This window comes from Rhodococcus sp. Chr-9 (genome assembly GCF_000801125.1).
Taxonomy (GTDB): domain Bacteria; phylum Actinomycetota; class Actinomycetes; order Mycobacteriales; family Mycobacteriaceae; genus Rhodococcus; species Rhodococcus pyridinivorans.
Genome location: NZ_JTIZ01000008.1, coordinates 11,990 through 35,125 on the forward strand (window position 1 = coordinate 11,990; position 23,136 = coordinate 35,125).

The 23,136-nt window shown below is 69.7% G+C and carries 22 protein-coding genes and 1 pseudogene; 11 read left to right on the top strand and 12 right to left on the bottom strand.

The window, feature by feature from the left end; all coding sequences use genetic code 11:
* The first annotated feature begins 105 nt into the window (after positions 1 to 105).
* From QR64_RS26980 to QR64_RS27410, 3 genes are read left to right on the top strand one after another with little or no spacing between them, the layout of a single operon-like run.
* Positions 106 to 894, top strand: a complete 789-nt coding sequence (locus QR64_RS26980; RefSeq protein WP_231913242.1) for a hypothetical protein — start codon at positions 106 to 108, stop codon at positions 892 to 894.
* Between the two features lie 54 nt (positions 895 to 948).
* Positions 949 to 1,260, top strand: coding sequence for a hypothetical protein (locus tag QR64_RS27405; RefSeq protein ID WP_162483968.1), 312 nt, complete (start codon positions 949 to 951; stop codon positions 1,258 to 1,260).
* Positions 1,257 to 2,231 (top strand): bifunctional lysylphosphatidylglycerol flippase/synthetase MprF, encoded by a 975-nt coding sequence (locus tag QR64_RS27410; protein WP_162483969.1) that lies wholly within the window; start codon positions 1,257 to 1,259, stop codon positions 2,229 to 2,231. The genes QR64_RS27405 and QR64_RS27410 overlap by 4 nt, the downstream gene beginning before the upstream one ends.
* 37 nt (positions 2,232 to 2,268) lie before the next feature.
* Here the strand turns inward: QR64_RS27410 and QR64_RS00885 are convergent, their stop codons facing one another.
* A complete protein-coding gene (locus QR64_RS00885; protein ID WP_019290394.1) occupies positions 2,269 to 3,690 on the bottom strand; it encodes a DHA2 family efflux MFS transporter permease subunit in 1,422 nt (473 codons plus the stop codon).
* A complete protein-coding gene (locus QR64_RS00890) occupies positions 3,687 to 4,460 on the bottom strand; it encodes a DUF427 domain-containing protein (RefSeq protein WP_006553365.1) in 774 nt (257 codons plus the stop codon). The genes QR64_RS00885 and QR64_RS00890 overlap by 4 nt, the downstream gene beginning before the upstream one ends.
* A 177-nt stretch (positions 4,461 to 4,637) precedes the next feature.
* On the opposite strand from QR64_RS00890, the gene QR64_RS28540 reads away from it, so the two are divergent.
* The 7 genes from QR64_RS28540 to QR64_RS00920 all read left to right on the top strand — a co-directional run bounded on the left by QR64_RS28540 (position 4,638) and on the right by QR64_RS00920 (position 12,767).
* Complete coding sequence (locus QR64_RS28540; RefSeq protein WP_019290392.1) at positions 4,638 to 4,769, top strand: hypothetical protein; 132 nt, start codon at positions 4,638 to 4,640, stop codon at positions 4,767 to 4,769.
* A complete protein-coding gene (gene crtI, locus QR64_RS00895) occupies positions 4,766 to 6,385 on the top strand; it encodes a phytoene desaturase family protein (RefSeq protein WP_039583614.1) in 1,620 nt (539 codons plus the stop codon). Before QR64_RS28540 ends, crtI begins: the two co-directional genes overlap by 4 nt.
* Complete coding sequence (locus QR64_RS00900) at positions 6,378 to 7,346, top strand: phytoene/squalene synthase family protein (RefSeq protein WP_039583615.1); 969 nt, start codon at positions 6,378 to 6,380, stop codon at positions 7,344 to 7,346. The genes crtI and QR64_RS00900 overlap by 8 nt, the downstream gene beginning before the upstream one ends.
* A gap of 52 nt (positions 7,347 to 7,398) precedes the next feature.
* On the top strand, positions 7,399 to 8,064 hold the full coding sequence (idi, locus tag QR64_RS00905) for an isopentenyl-diphosphate Delta-isomerase (RefSeq protein WP_039583617.1): 666 nt from the start codon (positions 7,399 to 7,401) through the stop codon (positions 8,062 to 8,064).
* Between the two features lie 37 nt (positions 8,065 to 8,101).
* Positions 8,102 to 8,854: an ABC transporter permease gene (locus QR64_RS00910; protein ID WP_039583619.1), complete on the top strand. Its 753-nt coding sequence runs from the start codon at positions 8,102 to 8,104 to the stop codon at positions 8,852 to 8,854.
* 72 nt (positions 8,855 to 8,926) lie between these two features.
* A complete protein-coding gene (locus QR64_RS00915) occupies positions 8,927 to 12,109 on the top strand; it encodes an acetyl-CoA carboxylase family protein (RefSeq protein ID WP_039583621.1) in 3,183 nt (1,060 codons plus the stop codon).
* Positions 12,110 to 12,128: 19 nt separating this feature from the next.
* A complete protein-coding gene (locus tag QR64_RS00920; RefSeq protein ID WP_006553371.1) occupies positions 12,129 to 12,767 on the top strand; it encodes a UdgX family uracil-DNA binding protein in 639 nt (212 codons plus the stop codon).
* Between the two features lie 4 nt (positions 12,768 to 12,771).
* Here QR64_RS00920 and QR64_RS00925 read toward each other — a convergent pair whose 3' ends face one another.
* The 4 genes from QR64_RS00925 to QR64_RS00945 form a co-directional block, all read right to left on the bottom strand.
* Entirely contained in the window at positions 12,772 to 13,710 is a 939-nt protein-coding gene (locus QR64_RS00925) for a copper resistance D family protein (RefSeq protein ID WP_006553372.1), read from the bottom strand.
* 5 nt (positions 13,711 to 13,715) lie between these two features.
* Positions 13,716 to 14,249, bottom strand: coding sequence for a copper resistance protein CopC (locus QR64_RS00930; RefSeq protein WP_039583624.1), 534 nt, complete (start codon positions 14,247 to 14,249; stop codon positions 13,716 to 13,718).
* The gene (locus tag QR64_RS00935) at positions 14,246 to 14,917 is read right to left on the bottom strand and encodes a YcnI family protein (protein WP_006553374.1); all 672 of its coding nucleotides are present in this window, start codon (positions 14,915 to 14,917) and stop codon (positions 14,246 to 14,248) included. The genes QR64_RS00930 and QR64_RS00935 overlap by 4 nt, the downstream gene beginning before the upstream one ends.
* A gap of 556 nt (positions 14,918 to 15,473) precedes the next feature.
* A complete protein-coding gene (locus QR64_RS00945; protein WP_039583625.1) occupies positions 15,474 to 16,157 on the bottom strand; it encodes a DUF6474 family protein in 684 nt (227 codons plus the stop codon).
* Between the two features lie 149 nt (positions 16,158 to 16,306).
* Between QR64_RS00945 and QR64_RS00950 the strand changes: the two genes are divergently transcribed.
* The gene (locus QR64_RS00950) at positions 16,307 to 17,884 is read left to right on the top strand and encodes a TM0106 family RecB-like putative nuclease (RefSeq protein WP_033097870.1); all 1,578 of its coding nucleotides are present in this window, start codon (positions 16,307 to 16,309) and stop codon (positions 17,882 to 17,884) included.
* Positions 17,885 to 17,945: 61 nt separating this feature from the next.
* On the opposite strand, the pseudogene QR64_RS00955 reads toward QR64_RS00950, so the two are convergent.
* The 6 genes and pseudogenes from QR64_RS00955 to QR64_RS00980 form a co-directional block, all read right to left on the bottom strand.
* Positions 17,946 to 18,796: pseudogene (locus QR64_RS00955) on the bottom strand (methylamine utilization protein).
* A gap of 60 nt (positions 18,797 to 18,856) precedes the next feature.
* Positions 18,857 to 19,180 (bottom strand): cupredoxin domain-containing protein, encoded by a 324-nt coding sequence (locus QR64_RS00960; RefSeq protein ID WP_006553379.1) that lies wholly within the window; start codon positions 19,178 to 19,180, stop codon positions 18,857 to 18,859.
* A complete protein-coding gene (locus QR64_RS00965) occupies positions 19,177 to 19,518 on the bottom strand; it encodes a plastocyanin/azurin family copper-binding protein (RefSeq protein WP_006553380.1) in 342 nt (113 codons plus the stop codon). The genes QR64_RS00960 and QR64_RS00965 overlap by 4 nt, the downstream gene beginning before the upstream one ends.
* Before the next feature lie 9 nt (positions 19,519 to 19,527).
* Positions 19,528 to 21,120 carry a multicopper oxidase family protein gene (locus QR64_RS00970; protein ID WP_033097868.1) on the bottom strand — a complete coding sequence of 531 codons (1,593 nt, stop codon included), beginning with the start codon at positions 21,118 to 21,120 and terminating at the stop codon, positions 19,528 to 19,530.
* Complete coding sequence (locus tag QR64_RS00975; RefSeq protein ID WP_006553382.1) at positions 21,117 to 22,418, bottom strand: hypothetical protein; 1,302 nt, start codon at positions 22,416 to 22,418, stop codon at positions 21,117 to 21,119. The genes QR64_RS00970 and QR64_RS00975 overlap by 4 nt, the downstream gene beginning before the upstream one ends.
* Positions 22,415 to 23,083 carry a methylamine dehydrogenase light chain gene (locus tag QR64_RS00980; protein ID WP_033097867.1) on the bottom strand — a complete coding sequence of 223 codons (669 nt, stop codon included), beginning with the start codon at positions 23,081 to 23,083 and terminating at the stop codon, positions 22,415 to 22,417. The genes QR64_RS00975 and QR64_RS00980 overlap by 4 nt, the downstream gene beginning before the upstream one ends.
* Between the last annotated feature and the right edge of the window lie 53 nt (positions 23,084 to 23,136).

Consider the following 23,136-nt stretch of genomic DNA (forward strand, 5'->3'; position numbering starts at 1 on the left):
CCGTAGCGGCGATCAGCGCGTGCGTGTAGAAACCTCCGCTTGTTCTGCGATGGTCTCGACGGTGATGTCGGACAGGTGGGTGTAAGGCCGCGCATACTGATCGCCATGTCCTCGACCAGGATGGTGAACGGAGTGCTGGGAATACCGCTCACCACCCCCACGGCGACCGCGGTGTTCGCGATCCTCACGGTCATCGGTCTGATCGTGTTGCTCCTCCGCCGCTACCGGGTGTGGTTCGCACACGGAGTACCCCTCGCAGTAACCGCCGCCCTCGGCTCGACGGTGGTAGCCGCGCTCCTGATCGAGAAGGTGTGGAAACCGTTCCCGGATCGTCTGCCGTGGGCGGTGTACGGGTGGGCGGCAACGGCACTGCTCGCCGTCTCCCTACTGATCGGACGATGGTTCGTGCGACGTCGCGACCGGGCCCGACCACTCGTCGCGACGGCACTCGTGGTGTCTGCGGTACTCGTCGTGATCTCCGCCGCGGGCCGGATCGACGCGGTCTACGACGCCTATCCCACCGTTCGGACTGTTCTCGGAATCAGCGACTACCGGACCGTCCCCTTCGACGACCCCTCCCTCCGGGCATCGCAGACCGTGCCGGTGGAGGACTGGTCGGCGTCGGACGATCTGCCTGCGACCGGTGCCGAAGGGCTGCGTCGAGGGCGGCGGGCAGCATGGTTCCTCTCGGTCGGAGGACACATCGTGCTGATCGTCGTGGCCGCCGCGAGCACGATCGTCCGCGTGACCGAACAGGACGAGACCCGCTCCCTGTTGTACGGAATCCACCGGCACAGCTCCGTATCCATGGAACTCGCGCCACTCCTCGCGCTGGTCTCCGTGCTCGCCCTGTTACTGCTGACCCGCACCCTGTTCGATGTCCGTGCACCGTAGGGAACCTATCGCCGGGTATGGGCCGGAACCGCAGCCGCCGCAGGCATCGCGCTCGTGACGTACGTGGTGGTGGGCACGCTGGTGGCGGACGGGTTCGATCGTGATCCCGGCATCGGCACCTTGCTCCGCGACGCGCCGCGCCGGCTCCTTCCACCGGTCTACCTCCAGCTCTTCGAGCCTCCCGTGATGCCCCTCGACACCGCCGCCACCCTGTTGTTCGAGTGGATCGGCGTGATCGTTTGGGTCGCCTTCTGCGTGCTCCTGTGGCGCAGCTTCCTCGTGCCCCCTGCCGGGTCGACCTCGGCGACGAGCAGCGGGTGCGAGAACTCCTGCACGACCCGGGCGGCGGATCGATGTCGTGGATGACCACCTGGGCGGGGAATCGGTACTGGTTCGGCACCGACGGCAGGCACGCCGTGGCGTATCGGGTCCACTCGGGTGTCGCCCTGACGGCGACGGATCCGATCGGTGAGCGCGCCTCGATGACCGAGACGATCGACGAGTTCGCGGCGTACTGCCTCGGCAACGGATGGACACCGTGCCTGTACTCGGTGGGCGAGGAGACGGCGACGATCGCCCGGGACCACGGTTGGACCTGTTTGCAGGTGGGTGAGGAGACCGTCGTCGATCTCGCGGACCTCGCCTTCAAGGGCAAGAAGTTCCAGGACGTCCGCACCGCCCTCAACCGTGCTGCCAAGGACGGGATCGAAGCGCGATGGACGACCTTCGCCGCCGCGCCGCTGTCGGTGACCGAGCAGATCGTCGACATCTCCGAGGAATGGGTGGCCGACAAGGGACTGCCCGAGATGGGGTTCACGCTCGGAGGAGTCGCCGAACTGCGCGATCCCGAAGTCCGGTTGCTGCTCGCGGTCGACGCGAACGACCACGTCCATGCGATCACGTCGTGGATGCCGGTCCACCGGGACGGGAAGGTGGTCGGGCTGACGCTGGACTTCATGCGGCGACGTTCGGACGGCTTCCGGCCGGCCATGGAATTCCTCATCGCGTCCGCGGCACGGTCCGCCGCCGACGAGGGCCTCGAATTCCTGAGCTTGTCGGGGGCGCCCCTCGCGAGTATGGACGGTGGGTCCGGACTCGACCGAGGAGCCCTCGACGCCCTGCTCGATCTGCTCGGCCGCACGCTCGAACCGGTATACGGATTCCACTCGCTGCTGGCGTTCAAGGCGAAGTTCCAGCCCCGTTACCGCCCGCTGTACATGGTGTTCCCGGACCCGGCGGCGCTGCCGACCATCGGGATCGCGGTCGGTCGTGCCTATCTTCCCCACATGTCCCTGGAGGAAGGCGGACGCCTGGTCACGCACCTGCTGCGCCGATGACGGTTGCTCACGCACCCGTTGCGCCGATGACGGTTGCTCACGCACCCGTTGCGCCGATGACGGTGGAACTCTCTCGGAAACGGGAGACCGCCACCAGTCCCACCAAGAGGAAGACCACCGGGAGCAACACCGCATTGCCCATCGCGGCACCGAACCCGAGCGTCCCCTCACCCATCTGCATCACCGCACCGAGGGCGGCCGCACCGAGTACCGCACCGACCTGCCGGGCGGTGTTGTACACACCCGATCCGGCGCCTACGAGGTCACCGGGCAGGTCGCGCAACGCGATCGTCGAGTTCGGGGCCCAGCACAACGAGTTCGCGAAACCGAGCAGCACGATCGGGATCAGGAGCCAGCCGACGGTGGCCTCGAGATGCATCGCCACACCGAACGACAGCATCGCCGCGATCATCGCGGAGAAACCGATCCGGGAGATCCGGCCCGGCGCGACCCGATCGGTGACCCGCCCGATCAAGGGCGCCATGATCACCGAGATCACGCCCATCGGTACCAGCATCAGACCTGCGACCTGCGCGGACAGTCCCTGACCCACCTGCAGGTAGAGCATGATCGGCAGGTTCACGGCGTAGACCGTGAAACCCAGCGTCGCCACGGCGGTCACCCCGAGGGTGAAGTTGCGGCGGGTGAACAACCCGAGCGGGGCCAGCGCCTCGGTGCCGCGGGCCACCGCGGTCCGCTGCAGACGCACGAACACCCCGAACGCCACGATCCCGATACCGAGGACGACCCACACCCACACGGTCCAGCCGACATCGGGACCCTGCTGCAGGGAGAAGATCACGCCGGTGACCGCGACCAGCGAGACGACGGCGCTCAGCACGTCGATGCGACGCGCCCCGGTCGGCAGTTTCGGCACGTACCGCGCGACCATCACCAGAGAGATCAGGCCCAGCGGGATGTAGACGAAGAAGACCCACCGCCACCCACCGGTACCGACGAGCACCCCACCGAGGACGGGCCCGAACAGACCCGCCGAGCTGGCCACCGCGCTCCACACACCGGTGGCCGCACCGCGCCGGTCGTGCGCGAAGATCCGGTGGATGATGCTCAGCGGTTGCGGGTTGATCAGCGACCCGCCGAGCCCCTGCACCGCACGCAGCGCGATCAGCCACTCGATCGTCGGAGCCATCGAGCACGCGAAGGCCGCGGCCGTGAAGATCGCCATGCCCACCAGGTAGACGTTGCGCTGACCGAAACGGTCGCCGAGACGACCGGTGACCAGCAGCGGCACCGCGAAGGTCAGCAGATAGGCCGCCGACACCCACACCACCTGGTTGATGCTCGCGTCCAGATCCTCGCGGATACGCGGCAGCGACACCGCGACGAGCGATTGGTCGAGCAGGGTGATGAACAGACCCACGCACAGGGCCGCCAGTGCGCGCCAGGCCCGCGGCTCGGGGATCGGGGCAGCGCTGCGTCCCGCAGCCGACGCACTCACTCCTCGACCGTGATCTCCACGGCGTCGTCGTAGAAGCACACGTATCCCTCGATGGGCTCCATGCCGGGGAACGGCTCGGGATACGACCATGCGACGTTCTCGGCAGGCGGTGTGCCGGAGAACGACCAGTATCGAGCGGCGCCCTTGTAGGGGCAGCTCGTCCGCCACTCGGATTCCTCGAGCACCGAGAAGTCGACGTCCTCGGGAGGGAGGTAGTAGCGGGTCGGGAGGCCGGTCTCGAACACGAGTACGGGGTTGCGGGTCTCGGCGACCACGACGTCGCCGATGGTCACCCGCACGTGCCGGGAGCTGCGCAGGGCGTCGACGCGGTGATAGGGATCGCGTGGATGGGTGAACACTTCGGTCTCCTCCTCGAACCACCGTTCGCCCTCGTCGACGTCGTCGCCCGGCCCGGTCTCGCCCCACCGGAACCACTGGAAGACGAGACGGTCGTCGAGACCGTCGACGTCGAGCTGGCAGACCGGTGAATAGGCCCGATGGTCGCGGACGACGATGTCGTACCACTGCCAGACGTCCTGCCGGGAGCGGCTCGGTGACAGGGAGGCCGCGATCAGGTCGAGCCGGACGTCCTCGCGGGGGAAGGCATAGAACGGAACGGGCTTGCCGGGTGCCCACACCAGCACGGCCCGGGTGCTGTCGACCACCGTCCGGCCGAACCACTCACCTCTGATCCTGCGATCGACGGGTTCGTAGAGGTAGTCGTCGGTCTCCGACGGCCGTCGGAGTACAGCGGTCTTGCGGGCAGCCATACCTCGACCGTATCGCGCCCGTCCAGGGCCGGGACGAATCCGCAGACCCGACCCATCCGCTCGACGACGGGCTCCGAATACGGGGAGAGACGGCGTGAGGGCCGTCACCCGAACCGACCGACACGAACCACTACGCACGCCCACGCCGCTCAGGCGACGACCAGAGGAACACCGATCATGCCCAACTACGAAGCCCGGCAGAACGAGAATCGGCACCCGTACCCGTCCGTGGGTTTCCTCCAGCTGTTCATGGAAGCGCGCACGCGCACCGAGCAGACGACCCCGCGCGCGCAGGTAGGCAAGGCGTGAGGTCGGTCGGCGGCTCCGTCGAGTCCGTCGTCGTGGTGGGTGCGGGCCTCGCGGGACTGTCCGCGGCGCTCCACCTCACCGGTGCCGGCAAGCGCGTCACCGTCCTCGAACGCGAGAACACGGTCGGTGGTCGCGTGGGAACGTACCCGGTGTTCGAGGACGGGCGGCATCTCTACGACATCGACAACGGCGCCAGTGTGCTGACGATGCCGAACCTCATCGCCGACGCGCTCGCGGCCGTCGGAGAATCCTTCGACTCGACCATCCCGGCGCTCGACCTCACCCCGCTCGCACCCGGCTACCACGCGCGCTTCGCCGACGGCACCGCCCTGAACGTGTACTCCGATCCGGACGAGATGACCGCCGAGATCGCGCGCGTGTGCGGTTCCGAGGAGGCCGGCGGATATCGGCGGCTGCGCCGCTGGCTCGCGTCGATCTTCGACGCCGAGTTCGACCGCTACATCGACTCCAACTTCGATTCGCCGCTCGACCTCGTGTCGACACCCGCGGCGCTGCGCGACACCGCCAACCTCGTCCGGCTCGGCGGCTTCGGCCGGCTCGGATCGCGCGTCGGGTCGTTCATCCGGGACGACCGGCTCCGGCGAATCTTCACCTTCCAGGCCCTGTACGCGGGCACCGCACCGTCGACGGCCCTGGCGGTCTACGGCGCCATCGCCCACATGGACACCTCGCTCGGCGTCTACTTTCCGAAGGGCGGCATGTCCACCATCGCCGCCGCGATGGTCGATGCGCTCGTCCGCAACGGCGGCACCGTGCACACCGGGGTCGAGGTGTCGGAACTCCGCGTCGACGGCGGCCGCGCGAAGAGCGTGCGTTCCGCGGACGGCCGGGAGTTCGCCGCCGACGCCGTCGTCCTCACCGTGGACCTGCCCGTGGTCGACGACCTGCTGCTGCGCGCCGGGGTCCCGCCGCGCCGCCGCGCCCGCAGCGCCACCGTCGCGTCGCCCTCGGCCGTCGTCTTCCACGGCACGGTGCCCACCGAGGTGACACAGGCCTGGCCGGATTCCCACCACACCATCGATTTCGGTGAGGAGTGGGCGGAGACCTTCGCGCGGATCACCGCCCCGCGCGGCCGCGGCCGGTTGATGGCCGATCCGTCCCTGCTCATCACGCGACCTGCCGTGACCGATCCGTCCCTGCGGGTCGTGCGCGGCGGTGTCGAGTGCGAACCGGTCTCGGTGCTGGCGCCGTGCCCGAATCTCGCTGCCGCACCCCTCGATTGGGGCCGACTCGGCAGGCCGTACATGCGGGAGATCCAGCAGGTCCTCGAGCAGCGCGGCTATCGGGGACTCGCGAGTTCGATGCGAGTCGACCACATCGACACCCCGCGGACCTGGGCCGACAAGGGCATGCTCGACGGCAGCCCCTTCTCGGCGGCGCACCTGTTCCGGCAGACAGGGCCCTTCCGCCGCCCGAACCTCGTGCACGGCGTCGACAATGTCGTCCTCGCCGGGTCGGGTACCACGCCGGGTGTCGGCGTCCCGACCGTGATCATCTCCGGACGTCTTGCTGCAGAACGTATCTCCGGTGGCGCGACTGCCGGGCTCACGACGATGTCGATTCCGATGGAAGCAGGTGCGGTTGCCCATGGGTGAACTCGACGGGATCGATCCCGATCTGGACGAGGCGTATCAACTGTGCCGTGAGCTCAACCGGCGCCATGGCAAGACCTACTTCCTCGCGACCCGCATCTTCCCGGCGTCCAAACGGGCCGGGGTGCACGCCCTCTACGGTTTCGCGCGGATGGTCGACGACATCGTCGACGTGAAACCGGTCGACGCGGCACCGGTTCTCGACGCGCTCGAACGCCGTCTGTCCGACGCGCTCGGGGGCAGGCCGCCGACCTACGACGAATTCGGTCTCGTGCTGCGGGCCCTCGTCGACACCACGCAGCGGTACGACATCCCGCACGAGTACTACTACGCCTTCCTGCGGTCGATGCGGATGGACATCCCCGGCACCGAACTGTTCCGGTCGCGGTACCGCACGATGGACGAACTGTCGGAGTACATGTACGGCTCGGCCGCCGTCATCGGGCTGCAGATGCTGCCCATCCTCGGGATCGAGGGCGAACGTGAACAGGCCGAGGCTCCCGCCGCCGCACTCGGTGAGGCCTTCCAGCTCACCAACTTCATCCGCGACATGGGTGAGGACCTCGACCGCGACCGCATCTACCTGCCCGCCGACATCCTCGCCGCCTTCGACGTGGACGAGGACCTGCTGTGGCACTGCCGCCGGACCGGACAGCGCGACGTGCGGTTCGAACGCGCCCTCGCGCACCTGATCGCGCACACCCGCTCGATCTACCGTGTGGCCGAACCGGGCATCGACCTGCTCGACCCGAAGGTGCGTCCCGCGATGCGGACCGCCTTCGTCCTCTACGGCGACATCCTGCGGGCGGTGGAGGAGAGCGGATACCGGGTACTCCACCAGCGCGCACGCGTGTCGCGGCGCCGGCGGTTGTCGGTGGCGGCACCGCGGCTGGCCTCGGCCGGTTGGACCACGCTGCGTTCACGGTCGAGACTGGGGATGCCCACCGCGCCGCTCGGCCGGTGAGGCTCGACCGGCCGAGCCGGCATTCGGACACGAATACAGAACAGGACATCACATGGAACAGGTCGTGCTGCTCGACGACGCAGGCCGCGCGGTCGGGATCGAGCCGAAGGCCACGGTGCACACCACCGACACCCCGCTGCACCTCGCCTTCTCGTCGTACGTCTTCGACCACCACGGCAACGTTCTGCTCACCCGGCGCGCCCTGGACAAGTCGACCTTCCCCGGTGTCCTGACGAACAGCTGCTGCGGTCATCCGGCGCCCGACGAGCCGCTCATCGAGGCCGTGCGCCGCCGGCTGCGTCAGGAACTCGGGCTCGACGCGCACGACATCGAGGTCGTCCTGCCGTCCTTCCGCTACCGGGCGGTGATGGACAACGGCATCGTCGAGAACGAGATCTGCCCGGTCTTCCGCGTGCTCTACGACGGGCCGGCGCCCACCCCCGAACCGTCGGAGGTGCACGACACCGAATGGGCCGACTGGACGGAGTTCTCCGAGGACGTCGTCGAGGGACGCCGTGAGGTGTCGGTGTGGTGCCGCGAGCAGGTGGAGCAGCTCCGCACGCTCGGCCCCGATCCGCTGCACTGGCCCGTGGCGTCCACCGCGGATCTGCCGCACGCCGCGCCCGAGCGACTTTGGGGACGCACCGCGCCCGAGCGCCTTTGGGGACGCACCGCGCCCGAGCGCCTTTGGGGACGCGCCGCGCCCGAGCGACGATAGGGCCTCACCCGGCGACCGGGACGTTAACGTCGACCCTGTGATCGACCCGACCGTCCTGATCCCCACGATCATCGGCATCCTCGCCCTCGCCGTGATCTCGTCGGCGGTGCTGTGGGCGTTCCGGGTCCCGCACCGATTCGCGCCCGTCGGTGCCATCGCCCGCGGCGCGGTGCAACTCGCGCTCATCAGCGTCGTGCTCTCCGGCGTCATCACCGACGCCCGGTGGGTCGCGGTGGTGCTCGTCGTGATGTTCACCGTCGCGTGGTGGACGGCCTGCCGACGCATCGGGAGCGAGGCCGTCGTGCGCGGGGTGACGGCCGCCGCGATGCTGACCGGCGTGCTCGTCTCGGCGGGCATCGTCTTCGCGACCGGCGCGGTGGAGGCCACCCCGCGCTACGCGCTCGCGCTCGGCGGCATCATCATCGGCAACACCATGACGGTCGCGGCCCTCGCCGGTCGCCGCTTCCACGAAACCGTCGACGACCATTGGCCCGAGGTGGAGGGCTGGCTCGCACTCGGCGCGACGATGCGGCAGGCGACACTCTCACCCGCACGCTTCGCCGTGCACGCGGCGATGATCCCGTCGACCGACCAGACGAAGACGACCGGTCTGGTGACGCTGCCCGGGGCGTTCGTCGGCGCGATCTTCGGCGGGTTGTCGCCGGTGGAGGCCGGACGGTTCCAGGTGGTCGTGCTCGCCGCGATCATGGCGACGGCGTCGATCACGTCCGTGCTGATGGCGCTCGGTCTCGGTCGCGCCCTGCGCTACCGTCCCGTGGTCGTTGCGTGAGACGGCGGTCTGCGGTGCGGGTGCCGACCGGAGTAGGAGTTGATACAACCGCTGCCGAGGGAAGGATCGTCGATGTTGCTCGTAGCCAACCGGGGTGAGATCGCGTTGCGTGTCGTCCGCACGGCCGGGGACCTCGGACTCGACACCGTCGCCGTCCACGCCGCGGACGACGCCGACGCTCCGCACGTCCGCGCCGCCACGCGAGCCGAGGCCCTACCGGAGTCCGGTCCCTCGGCCTATCTCGACCCCGGGGCGATCATCGGGGTCGCCCGAGCGACCGGATGCACGCTCGTGCATCCCGGTTACGGATTCCTCAGCGAGAACGCCGCCTTCGCGCAGGCCTGTGCGGACGCCGGACTCACCTTCGTCGGGCCGTCCCCGGAAGCACTGCGCGTCCTCGGCGACAAGCGGGCCGCCCGCTCGGTGGCGGAGGAACTCGGCATCCCGGTGACCGCTGCCGTCGAGACGACGGATCCGGAGTCCGTGCGGGCCTTCCTGCGCGACCGTCCGGGCGGGATCGTCGTCAAGGCACTGTCGGGTGGTGGCGGTCGCGGCATGCGCGTGGTCCGCGATGCTGCCGATCTCGACGAGGCGCTCCGGCTCGCCGCCGCCGAAGCACACGCCGCCTTCGACGACGACCGGCTGTACGCCGAGGCGCTCGTCGAGCGTGCCCGCCACGTCGAGGTGCAGGTCGTGGCCGCCGAGTCGGGGTCGGGTACCCGCGCGGTGGCGTTGGGCGATCGCGACTGCAGCGTGCAGCGCCGGCACCAGAAGCTCGTGGAGATCGCACCCGCGCCCGACCTGCCCGACGCCCTGCGGGAGGCGCTGCACGGCGCGGCGGTCCGGCTGATCGGGCAGGTCGGGTGCCACGGGCTGTCCACCGTCGAATTCCTCGTCCACGACGACGGTTTCGTGTTCCTCGAGGTCAACCCCCGGATCCAGGTGGAGCACACCGTCACCGAGGAGGTGACCGGCGTCGACCTCGTGGCGACCCAGCTCGCGATCGCTCGCGGGACGGGATTCGACGAACTCGGTCTCCCGAAAGGAATCACTTTCGACGGCAAGAAGATCGACGGACGTCCTGCGGCGGCGCAGGGCATCGCGGTGCAGGTGCGCGTCAACGCCGAGACGCCGCGCCCCGACGGGATCGCCCTGCCCACAGCCGGGACGCTCACCGCGTTCACGCCACCCACCGGACCGGGCATCCGCGTCGACACCCACGGCCGGCCCGGCCTCGAGGTGACCGGACGTTACGACTCGCTGCTCGCCAAGGTCGTCGCGTACGTGCGTTCCGGCGATCGCGCGGCCGTGCTGCGCAAGGCGTCGACGGCACTCGGCGAGTTCATCGTCGACGGTGTCGGCACCAACCGCGACCTCCTGCAGAAGATACTGGACGACAAGGAGTTCCGGTCCGGCGATGTCCGCACCACGTGGCTGGGGGAGCGGCTCGTGGATTTCGTCGACACCGTCCCGACCGCACCGGTGGAGTACACGGATCTGCGCGCCGACGAACAGGCGGTGCACGCCGAGATGGTCGGCACGGTCGTGGAGATCGCTCGCGCGGGCGACACCGTTCCGGCCGGTGCGCCGCTCGCCGTGCTCGATGCGATGAAGATGCAGCACGAGATCCGGGCACCGGGCAGTGCCGTGGTCGAACGTGTGCTCGTCGAGCCGGGACGCACCGTCGAGCCGGGCACCGTGCTCGCGGTGGTCCGCGTGCTCGACACGGACACCGCGACGGACGACATCGCCGCGGCCGACCTCGACGCCGACCGTGCCGACCTCGACGAGATCCGCCGCAGGCACGAGGTCACCACCGATGCGGCGCGGCCCGAGATCGTGGCGAAGCGGCACGGGCGGGGCCGGCGCACGGCGCGCGAGAACATCGCCGACCTCGTCGATGACGGTAGCTTCGTCGAATACGGACCGCTCGTCCTCGCCGCCCAGCGCGGCCGCCGCAGCGAGGAGGACCTGATCGCGAACACCCCGGCGGACGGACTTGTCGGCGGCACCGCACGGATCGGCGGGGCCGAGGTGGTCGTGATGTCCTACGACTACACCGTCCTCGCAGGTACCCAGGGCCGCAACAACCACCGCAAGACCGATCGGCTGCTCGAACTCGCCGCCCGGCGGCGGGTGCCGCTCGTGCTGTTCGCCGAGGGTGGTGGCGGGCGACCCGGGGACGTCGACGCCGGTTCCGGTGCGGGCCTCGACCTGCCCACCTTCCGCTCGATGGCGTCGCTGCGCGGACGCGTGCCCACCGTCGCGGTCGTCTCCGGCCGCTGCTTCGCGGGCAACGCCGCGCTCGCCGGGGTGTGCGACGTGCTCATCGCGACCCCCGACGCCAACATCGGCATGGGCGGCCCCGCGATGATCGAGGGCGGAGGACTCGGCGTGCACCGCCCCGAGGACATCGGGCCGATCGACGTGCAACGCCGCAACGGCGTCGTGCACGTCGCGGCGCGCGACGAGGCGCACGCCGTGGACGTCGCCCGGCGATATCTCGCGTACTTCACCGCGCCGCACGAGGACCGGCAGGCACCAGACCCGCGTCTCGCGCGACATGTGGTGCCGGAGAACCGTTTCCGCGCCTACGACGTGCGGTCGGCGATCGACGCGATCGCCGACCTCGGATCGGTGCTCGAACTGCGCCCGGACTACGGCGTCGGCATCGTCACCGCCCTGATGCGCGTCGAAGGCGCCTCCTACGGCGTGCTCGCCAACAGCAGCGCCCACCTCGGTGGGGCGATCGATGCCGAGGCCGCCGACAAGGCCGCGGACTTCCTGGAACTGTGCGAATCGCACCGGCTGCCCGTGGTGAGTCTGTGCGACACACCGGGATTCATGGTCGGACCGGAATCGGAGAAGGACGCCACCGTGCGCCGCTTCGGGCGCTTCTTCGTCGCCGGCGCACGCCTGACGGTCCCGTTCGGCATGATCATCCTCCGCAAGGGCTACGGCCTCGGCGCGATGGCGATGGCCGGCGGATCTTTCCACGCACCCGAATTCACCGTCGCGTGGCCGACGGGGGAGATCGGCGGAATGGGACTCGAAGGGGCCGTGCGTCTCGGATTCCGCAAGGAACTCGACGCCGCGGAGACACCCCGCGAGCGCGAGGAGTTGTTCGGCCGGCTCGTCGCCCTCGCCTACCAGCAGGGCAAGGCCCTGCAAGCGGCGACGAGCTTCGAACTCGACGACGTCATCGACCCCGCCGACAGCCGCGCCTGGATCGAGCGACTGGTGCAACCGCGGTGAAGCCGGGTATGCGACAGCCATGGTGACCTATCCCGGCGCACAGGAGTACGTACCCGACAGCCGCGACCTCGCCGAACTCGCCGCCGCGTCCGCGGGATGCCGGGGATGCGATCTCTACAAGGCCGCCGAGCGGACGGTCTTCGGGGCAGGGGTGCGCGACGCACGCATGCTCTTCGTCGGCGAACAACCGGGCAACGAGGAGGACCTCGCGGGAGAACCGTTCGTCGGGCCCGCGGGGCACCTGTTCGACAAGGCCCTCGAACGCGCGGGCATCGATCGCGGGACGGTGTACGTGACCAACGCCGTCAAGCATTTCCGCTTCGACCGGTCCGCCAACGGCCGCAGACGCATCCACAAGAAACCGTCGGGTGGGCAGGTCGCGGCGTGCCGGCCGTGGCTCGAGGCCGAACTCGACGCCGTCCGCCCCGACGTGGTGGTGTGCCTCGGAGCCACGGCCGCGCAGTCGCTGCTCGGTAAGGACTTCAAGCTCACACAGCACCGCGGGGAGGTCCTGCACCTGCCCGAGGAGCTGTGCGGGTCGTGCGATCCGGCGGTGGTCGTCACCGTGCACCCGTCGGCGGTGTTGCGGGCGAAATCGCAGCGCGACGACATGTTCCGCTCGTTCGTGCAGGACCTGGAACGAGCGGCCACGTTGTGACGGCTCAGCCGGTGGTCGCCAATCCGGCCGCGAGCCCGAGCGCCACCGACATCGCGCACACCTCGAGGACGGCGTTGCGCAGCGACTCCTCCTCCGGGAGACGGTGGGACGCGGCAGCGGGGAGCCAGTTGCGCCGCCAGTTCCACGCGAGCCCCAGCAGGGCGCACAGCACGATTGCCTTCGCGAGCACGACGCGTCCGTAGCCGGTGCCCAGCAGTGCGGAGACCGAGCCGAGCCGTACCGCCGCGTCGACCACGCCCGTGATCACCAACGCCACCACGCACCGCAGGGCCAGCTGCGAGTAGCGCGGCAGCAGTTCCGCCCACGCTCCGCGGCCCCGCACGGTGACGGCCAGCGCCACGAGCACCCCGAACCACACCGCGGCCGCGAGCACATGCACGGCGTTGAACAGCGACCCCAGCGGTTGCTGCGCCATGTGGCCGGTGACTGGCCGGGCGATCAACGCGAGCGCCGCGGCGACGAGCACCGGCAGGGTGGACCACGCCGCCGACCGGCGGTACGCCACAGCGGCGACGACGACGATCGCGGCGATGCACACCCATGCCGCCGCATCCACGCGTCCCGTGGTGGTGCCGACGAACTGCCCGAACCGCCCCACGTCCAGGTCCGCGGCGGGAACATCGGCCGCGGTGGACGCGGCCCAGGCGAGGTCGATGCTCGCGAGCACGAGCCAGACACCGCCGAGCGTGGCGATCGTCCGCCACAGCGTGTCGGAGGAAACCGCGGGACGGCGTTGCCGCTGCACCATCACGGCCAGGACCGCGAGTCCGAGCACGGTCGAGCCGACACACAGCTCGATCGCCCGCACCGAACTCGAGGGGGCGGGCAGGGCGAGGGAACCGGCCACGGCGATGCCCGCGACGGTTCCGAAGGCAACGCCGGCAGCGGCCACGACGAGCCACTGCCGGCGTTCCGGGATCATGCGGGTCAGGCCTTCGGCTTGCGCAGCGCGAAGGCGAGACCTGCGGCGACCACGACGACACCTGCGACGACGAACCACCACATGGCAGGTCCGCTGCTGTCGCTCTCGCCCGACTCCGCGCCGGTCTCGCCGGTCGCGGTGTCACCGGACGCCGCTTCACCGGGCGTGCCGGTTCCCTCCTGGGTGAGCGTGAAGGTGCGGGTTCCGCTGACGGGATGTCCGTCGGCGGAGGTCACCCGGTAGGCGATCGTGTACTCGCCCACGGGGCCGAGACCGTCTAGTTCGACGGATGCGTTCGCACCCTCGATGATCGGGTCGCTCTTCGACCACAGGTTGCCGTCCGGCCCGACGACGGTCAGAGCCGCGAACTGCTCCTGCAGGTTCTCGTTGAACGTCACGGTCACCCGATCGGGTGCCTCGGCGATCTGCTCGCCGTCCTCGGGCGAGCTCGACAGCACCACCGAGTGGGCGGCTGCGGAACCGACGGACAGGGTCAGCGCCGCGATCAACGCGGTGAGGAGAACGAGGATGCGCTTCATGCCCGCCGCCCCCGGATCACGGCGCCGAGGCCGAGTGCGGCGCCGAGCGCACCGAGCACCAGGCCGATACCGCCGAGCCACCGCGCGGTGCTGTCGGTGGTGTCCTCCGACGCGCCGGCGGTCTGCTCGGTCTCGGTGGCGTGCGCGTCACCACTGCCGCCGTGCCCGTCGCCGCTGCTCGCCGCGAGGGTCAGGCTGGGGGCAGGACGTTCGGGTTCCTCGTCGCCGGTCGTGATCTCGTCCCACGCCACGACCTCGCCGTCGCTGTAGGTCTGGATCGCGGGGAAGGCGATCTCGTCCTCCTCGGGCAGCGGCCCGACGGACAGGACGAACTGCTGGAACTGTCCCGGCCCGACCTGCACGTCCGGTTCGGCGGTCCACGTCACGGAGGTCGCGAGCTGCGACTCGGGATCCTTCTCGACGGTCGCCGTCCAGCCGGGCAGCGGCTCGGTGCGCGCCGAGCGCAGCCCCGGAAGCTCGACGGTGAGGGCGGTCGTGCCGGCGGTCTCGGACTCGGTGGGGACCCGGAAGGTCAGGACGGTGTAACCGCCCTGCTCGGCTCCGGGTGCGACGACGGTGACGTGGGCCGAAGCGATGCCGGCGCCCGCGACCATCAGCGCAGCGGTTGCTGTCGCGCCCACGAGGGCGCGACGGGAGAACTCGAACATGTATGGGTCTTTCTCGTGGTTGGAGGATCGATCGTCACAGCGCAGCCGTGGCGAGCGGTGGTCCTCTCCGCGAGATGGCCGGGGGTGCACGTCCCCACACGAGCCGGTCGGTCGACGAGGTCGGGGCGAGCACGGCGGGNGACCCGGGGGCCGCGCAGCAGCACGACCCGCAGCGCGGTGCCGCACGCCGCGTACACGTGGGCCGCGGCGGTGAGCAGCACCGCGCACACGGCGACGGCGAGTATGTGGGCGCCCAGCATGGACACCGACAGATGTTCGTGACCGGGCACCAGCACGGTGAGCGCGACGTGCGTGGCCGCCTGCCCACCGGCGAGGAGCACGAGCGGGGACAGCGACGGCTGGTGCGCGCCGAGGATCCCGACGATCGCCGCGACCGCGACCAGCAGTACCGCGACCGGTCCCGTCGGCACACCACCGCCGGCGGCGCCGTGGGCGGCCACCGCCAGCACCGCGGTGGCGATGCCCGCGGTGGTGCCGAGAACGGTCGGATACCTGGTCACTGTCGGTCGTGCTCGTTCCTGATGTGCAGGCCGCGTCAGCGCACGCCGAGGCGCGCGAGCAGATCCGCTTCGATGCCGTCGAGTTCCGACGAGATCGCCGCGTGTGCCGACTTCCGGCGCGCGGCCGGCATCTGCTCGGCCGTCTGCACGGCGGCGGTCAGATCGGTGAGGCGTTCGCGGGTCGCGGTGGCGAACTTCTGCGTCTCCGCGTCCTTGGGGCTGCGCTGCTCGACCTTCGCGAGCGACTGCTCCGCACCCGCGATGCGGGCACTGAGCCGGGCACCGTGACCGGTGAACGAACCCAGTTCCTCGATCGGCACCCCGAGCTGCTGCGCGCGACGCGAGTCGAGCTGACCGCGCAGCGCCGTCACGGCCTGGTAGACGATCGGGACGAGCACCGGCGCGAGCAGACGCGCGACGCCGAGATAACGGCGCACCTTCGCCGCGGTGAGCCCCTGGTTCTCGGCGGCCTTCTTCTGTGCCTTGAGGGTCGCGATCTGTTCCTTCTCGACCTTGGCTTGCGACCTCGCGAGTTCCTGGTCGAGCTTGACCTGCGACTTCGCGAGTTTCTTGTCGATCTTCGCCTTGGCCTTCGCTGCCCGCCGGTCGTTCTCGAGCCGATTCTTCGCGACCAGTCTGGCCTCGATCTTCGCCTTGGTCCTCAGCGCCTTCGCTTCCGCCCTGCGAGTCGCGCGACGCTTCCGTGTGAACAACCCCATCGAACAGCACCCTCCATTCGGTACGACACGACGCTCCGGCGCCCCGCGTCAGCCTAACGTGACGGTGCTGCTGCGAGCCGTCGCCTGTGCAGGGAATACCCTGGAATGTCGTGGACGCAACCGGAGAACTACCGCGGCCCCGACGCGGAGTGTCACAGCGCACAGCCGTCTCCCTCGAGGCCGCTGCGCTGACGAGGTGCCGCCACCGGGTCTATCTCGACGCCACCTTCCCCGACGAACTCGCAGATGCACCCGAGAATCCGGGTGCGCGGCAACGCCAGGAGGCGGCGGCTGCGCATCGCGAGGCGATCCGCCAGACGCTGTTCGACGCCGACCCGGACGGGTGGGTGCTCGTCGCCCCCGAAGGACCGATGTCGCAGCGCGCCGAGCGCACACTCGACGCTTGCCGCGCGGGCGCCGACCGCATCTGGGGTGCGGTGCTGCCGAGCGAACCCGACACCGGACGCCGCGGCCGCTCGGAGATCCTGCTGCGCGACGCCGAACACGGCGGCTACATCCCGGTGATCGTCGTCAACCACAAGGTCACCGATCCCGGACACGGCGCGCTCACCACCGATCTGTTCGCGTGGGCACCCGCTGTCGACGAGACCCGCAAGGTGCGCAGTCAGGTGCGCGACCAGATGCGCCTCGCGCACCTGTACCGGATGCTCGAACGTCACGGACTTGCGAGCCCCGCGAAGGTCGCCGGCGCGATCGGCTACGGCGGCGACTGCATCCTCGTGCACGATCTCGACCAGATCCTCGACGACTACGACGCCCGCCTGGCGGACCGACTCGAGATCGCGCGGGGTCTCACTCCGACGGCGCCGTCGCAGATCGGCGAGTGCAAGACCTGCCCGTGGTGGGACCGCTGCCGCGCCGAACTCACCGTCACCCGGGATGTGTCGCTCGTCGCGCCGGGGCAACGTGCCGCCGTGCTGCGCGAACTCGAGGTGCACACCATCGACGGCCTCGCCCGGTGGGAGGGCGGGGAACCGGAAGCGTGGCCGCAGGGTTCGTTCGAGGACGCGATCGTCACGGCGCGGGCGTGGATCGCCGGTGCGCCGCTCGTGCGTCGCTACCGGCACGTGCACGTCCACCGCGCCGACGTCGAGGTCGACATCGACATGGAGAGCTACCACGAGCACGGCGCCTATCTGTGGGGCACGCTGCTCAATTCGAGATCGTCCTCCGAGTACATCCCGTTCGCGACGTGGGAGCCCGTGCCGACCGACGACGAGGCACGCTCGTTCGCCGAGTTCTGGCGCTGGCTGTCGGACCAGCGGCGCGCGGCCGAACGTCGCGGGAAGACTTTTGCGGCCTACTGCTATTCGCGGTCGGCGGAGGACAAGTGGTTGCTGTCGTCGGCGCGGCGGTTCCACGGCTTCCCGGGTGTGCCGGAGCTCGCGGAGGTCAAGGCGTTCATCGGTTCGGACGAGTGGGTCGACATCTTCCAGGCCGTCACCGACCAGTTCGTGTGTCCGAACGGCAAGGGGCTGAAGAAGATCGCACCGATCGCGGGGCATCACTGGCGTGACGCCGAGGCCGGGGGTGAGGCGTCGATGAGCTGGTACCGCGAGGCCGTGGGCATGGCGGGCGAGCCCGATCCGGCGCAGCGTGTGCGGTTGCTCGAGTACAACGAGGACGACGTGATCGCCACGAAGGTCCTGCGCGAGTGGATGAGTGATCGTGCGGTGCTCGACATCCCGTTCGTCGAGGACCTGTAGCGCAGAGCATGCCACGTGCGTGGTTCCGGTGGCCTCGGCCACCGGAACCACGCACGGGAGATCAGACCAGTGCGGCAAGAGCGAAGGCCGCCAGGGCGATGAGGACACCGCCGGTGAGGGTCTGGACACGACGGTCGACGACGCACATCGCCGACAGGAAGCCGGGCATCGAACCCCCGCGGTGGGTGTGCAGGATGGCCAGTACGCTCGGCATGCAGCGGCCGAGGCTGACGGTTGCGAACATCGCGGCGCCGAGCACCGGCGAACCCGAGGCGATCACGCCGAGGACCAGCAGGTAGTACGCGCTGGACCGGATGAAGATCATGAAGCCGGGGCCGATGAGCGCACCGAACAGCAGCGACACCTTCCACGGCGCCATCGTGCGCCGCAGGTGGCGGGGGAGCTGCTGACGCCGCATGGGCGTCGGCAGGGTGATCATGCCCAGCTCGTGCAGGCCGTAACCGAGCGCGATCACGCCCCAGGCCGCGAGCATCCACGCCCACGGCACCGAGCCGGTCACGAGCGCGCCGAGCGCACCGAAGAGCGCGCCGGTGGGGATGCCCGTCGCGAGCGATCCGAGGGTGTGCCAGCCGAGCCGGCGGATCGGGGTCGACGACCCACGGCGTCCCGGCTGCTTCGGTGCGGCGACCACGCCGGCCACCGACATACCGCAGGTCGACCAGTTGGCGGCCAGTGCGGTCACCGCGCCGGTGGCGATCACCGCGGCGGTCATGGCCGTCGGGGTCGAGGCGGCCGCGACGAGACCGGCGGCGGCGCCGACCACCGCGGCACCGGCGATCAGGCCGCCGCGGGTCTTCTTCGCGACGGCGCTCTCGAGCGTCGGCGTATCTCCGGTACGTCGACTCCGAGGGGCGGGTGAGCCAGAGGCTCACGCACGAGTGTTTCTGTCATCGGGATGCTCCTTTGCTGTGGTGCTTACGGATACGACCGGACGGCGGACGGCGTTGTCCGTCACCCGGTCACGGTGACGGTTCCGGTCATGTACCGGTGGACCGAGCAGTGGTACTCGTAGACGCCCGGCGTCGTGAAGGTGTGCTCGAAGCTCCCCTCGGGGGTGATGCCGCTGTCGAACTCGCCCTCCGATCCGACGTGGTGCAGGACCCCGCCGTCGTCGAACGTCCACCGGACGGTGCCGCCCACCGGTACGGTCACGTCCACCGGCGCGAAGTGCACGTCGCGCACGACGATCTCCGCGTCCGGCCCGGTGGGGGAGCCGGCACACCAGGTCGCGGCCAGCATCGCGAACGCGGCCAAGCCCCACCGGATCCGCATCATTCGACGATGATCGTGCCGACCATCGCGGGGTGCGGCGTGCAGTGGTAGGTGAACGTGCCGGCCTCGTCGAAGGTGTACTCGTAGGTGCCCTCGGTGAGCAGTTCGCTCTTCAGGTCACCTTCGAGCGGTCCGTCGCCCGCCACATCGTGCGGCAGTCCCGAGTCGTCGAAGTGCCACTGCACGGTCTGGCCCTTCTCGATGGTGACCGATGCGGGGCTGTACGACATGTTGGAGACCTCGATGACGACCGCGGGTTCGTCGGCGTCCGCACTGCCGCATCCGGTCAGCAGTCCCATCGCGAGTGTCGTGCCCGCGACCGCGGAAAGAAACTTCTTCATATCTCGTCCTCACCGGATGTACCGCAGATTCGCGGTCATTCCTGCCTCGAAGTGATAGGCGTTGTGACAGTGGAACATCCACTCGCCCGGATTGTCCGCGTCGAACTCGATGGCGAGTTCGGTCCCCGGAAGCACGTTGACGGTGTCGCGTCGCAGACCGCCGTAACCCGGTACGGCGAAGGTGTGGCCGTGGGTGTGCATGGGATGCCACATCGGCGACGAGTTGACCATCGTGATCCGGATCCGTTCACCCTCCTTCATCACCAGTCGGCCGGCGTCGGGGCCGGCCATGCCCCACACGTAGCGGTCGCCGGCCTGGATCAGCTCGACGCGGTAGTCGCGGTCGACGTCCCGCTTCTCGAGCAGTACCGATTCGGCGGGCCGCAGTTCGCTCTCGGTTACGAGTCGCCCGTTCAGCTCCGGAATGTCGTATCCCACATCGGGGTTCGACATCGGCACCGCGTCGTGGGACCGCAGCACGGTCGACGCGTAGCCGTCGCGCCCCTCGACCTTCGCCACGATCGGCCACGCACCGGAACGCACCGTGACGAGCACGTCCACCCGCTGCGCCATGCCGAGGATCACGGTGTCAGCGGTCGTCGGCTGCACGTCGAAGCCGTCCACGGCGACGATGGTCAGTTCATGACCGGCCACGGCGAAACGGTAGGGCGTCTCCGCGGCCGCGTTGACGACCCGTAGACGCAACCGTTGCCCCGCAGCGGCTTCCACCACGGCGGGATCGTTCGGCGGACGCCCGTTGATCAGGTGCAGCGGGTACGCGATGTGCTGGGTCATGCCGCCGAGCGGGACGGAGTCCCCGTGGCCCGCCGACGTGATCTGTTGCGCCACCGAGGCATCGGCGTCCGTGTACTCGGCCGGCCCCGAGCCGTGCCCGGCATGACCGTGCCCGGCGACCTGCGGGTTGAGCGCGGCCAGGACCGCGTCGGGGGTGGTGCCCAGACCGTCGACCCAGTCGTCGAGCACGAGCACCGCGTCGGCGTCCGCGCCGGTGGCGTCGTTCGGGTCCTCGATGATCATAGCCCCGAACAGACCACGGTCGGCCTGCAGTCCGCTGTGCGAGTGGTACCAGTAGGTGCCCGGATCGGGTGCGACGAAGTCGTATTCGAACCGGCCACCGTCGGCGCCGATCGGTTCCTGCGTGACCGGAGCCGCACCGTCCATGTCGTTGCGGATCCGGATGCCGTGCCAGTGCAGCGTGGTCTCCTGCGGAAGCCCGTTGTCCACCGACACCCGCACCCGGTCGCCCTTCGACAACCGCAGCTCGGGTGCGACGGCGGCCCCGCCGTAGGTCCACGTGTTCACGATCCGCCCACCGAGGTCCACGGCGCCCACCCCCGCAGCGAGCGCGAAGGCTGCCGTCGCTCCCGAGGTGGCGCGGGCCGCCTCGGCCGCGGCCACCTCGGGATCGGTGGGACGGATGTAGTCGAGCTCGGTGGCCACCGCCTGCTGTCCGGACGTACCGGAGCTGCAGGCGGTGGCACCGAACCCGAGCGCGCCGAGCCCCACCGCCCCGACACCGAGGGTGCCCAGGCGGAGGAAGCGTCGGCGAGCGAGCACGAGCCCGGAACCGGGTCGTGTCATCGGATCACCTGCGGGGTCAGGAGCGAACGGATGTCGTCGACGGTTCCGGTGACCTCGGCGGCACTGACCTCGGTGCCGTCGCTCGCCGAGACACCGACGATGCGCTGGGCCGACTCGCCGTCGACCTCGGGGCCCGAACCGACCACATACAGGATCGATCCGTCCACGGAGAAGGCCATGGACGCGATGTCCGTCATCCCCAGTGCCGCGAGATCGAGGGTGCGGATCGGAGCGAGGCCGGTCGCGTCGAACAGCTCGATCGTGACGATGTCGCCACCGCGCGCGGAGTGCGGATGGATCTCGCTGTCGGTGTACTCGATCGCGATCCGGTCGCCGGTGTTGTTGATGGCGTTCTCCGCGAAGCGGCCGCCGTCCTGTCCGGCGTTCCCGATGGGAGCGACGGGATCCTCCGGCAGACCGTTCGAGAAGTCGAAGACGAAGACGTCGCCGGTCGCGCCGACGAGCAGTGCCTTCTTCGCGTCCGCGGCCCAGGTCACCTTGCGGTTGCTGACGAAGTCGTCGGGCAGCACCTTCGTGCGCGCCGTCTCGGTGGGGACACCGGCATCGTCGATGGAGATCTGGATCAGCTCGCGGGTGTCCTCGCACACGCTGTAGAGCTTGTGGTCGACGAGCCAGGTGAACGGACCGCACCCGATGATCTGCAGCGCGCCGCTCTCCTTGCCGGCCTCGAGATCGACGACGCGGACGCCGTACAGGCCGTCGTCCCACGTCACGAAGTACTTCCCGTCCGAGGTGACGGCACTGGACCCGGGACGCGAGTGCGCGCGGGCGTAGTCGGGCAGTTCGATCTCGTCCGGCTCGAGCAGGTCGCCCGAGTAGGTGGTGACGGTGAAGTCGGCCTGGCCGCGCGAACCGCGCGGCCGCCACACTTCGGCGGCGAGAACCGCTGGGTCCGAGGAACTCTCGCCGACGAACCCGTGGATGACCGGATCCCAGATGCCGGGACCCACGACGATGCGACTGCCCGCGACACCGGTGACCGGGTCGAGGACGTTCACACCGATCTCGAGCCCGCCCGGAGTCCGGAGGACCGCAAGCAGGTCGTTCTCGCTCGCGGGCTGGATCTCCGAGACATGCACGGGTTCCGGGATGGTGTCGCCGATCTCCTGATCGTCGTGACCGAGGGAGATGCCCTCACCGGGAGTGGTGTAGGGGACGGTCGGGTAGGTGACCTCGCCCGCCGCGGAGGAGGAGTCGTCGTCGCTCGAGCACGCCGCGAGGGACAGTGCGAGAGCGAGCGGGACGGTCGCGGCGACCGCCCGTTGGGTGCGCTTCATGATCCGGCGCCCACCTTCGGTCGTGCGGCGGGACGGGTCTGGCAGTCCTCACCGATGATCGGTGCCATCGTGCAGGTGTACGACTGGGATTCGTCGGACACGCACCAGATGATCTCCTGGTCGAAGCTGCCCGAGACCGGGTTGTACATGATGGCCTGCATGTCGGGTTCACCGCAGAAGGCGTTCGAGCACGACGGTGCACCACAGCAGTCGTAGTAGGCGATCAGGTAGGTCTTACCGGTGTCGGGATGCGTGCAGCATCCAACCCAGAACTCCGCTCCGGGACGGCTTCCCGGCGCACAGGTGGTGACACCGCCGCCGTTGCAGGCCGCGCACGAGGTGCCGTCCATGTTGCACCAGCGCCAGTACTCGCACTCGGCGGGGTCCTTGCCGTCGTAGACCGGAACGAGCGGTTCGGGTTCGGCGGGGGTCGGAGCCGGCGGCTCCTGCGCCAGCGCAGTGCGGGTGACGGGCAGCGAACTGATCAGTGCCACACCGGAAACACCCATGGTCCACCGGCCGATCTTGCTGATCACCGAACGGCGGGAGACCCGCTCGGACATCCTGCGGCCGGTGCGGCCGATGAAGGATCCGCCGCGGCCGGCCATCCATTCGGCTTGTTCCTTGACGGTGGCTTCGTCCACCGGATATCGGTTCTCGTGCATCTCCGGTTCCCCGGATGAGGGTCTGAGGTCCAACGACGTACTCCGATCTCGAG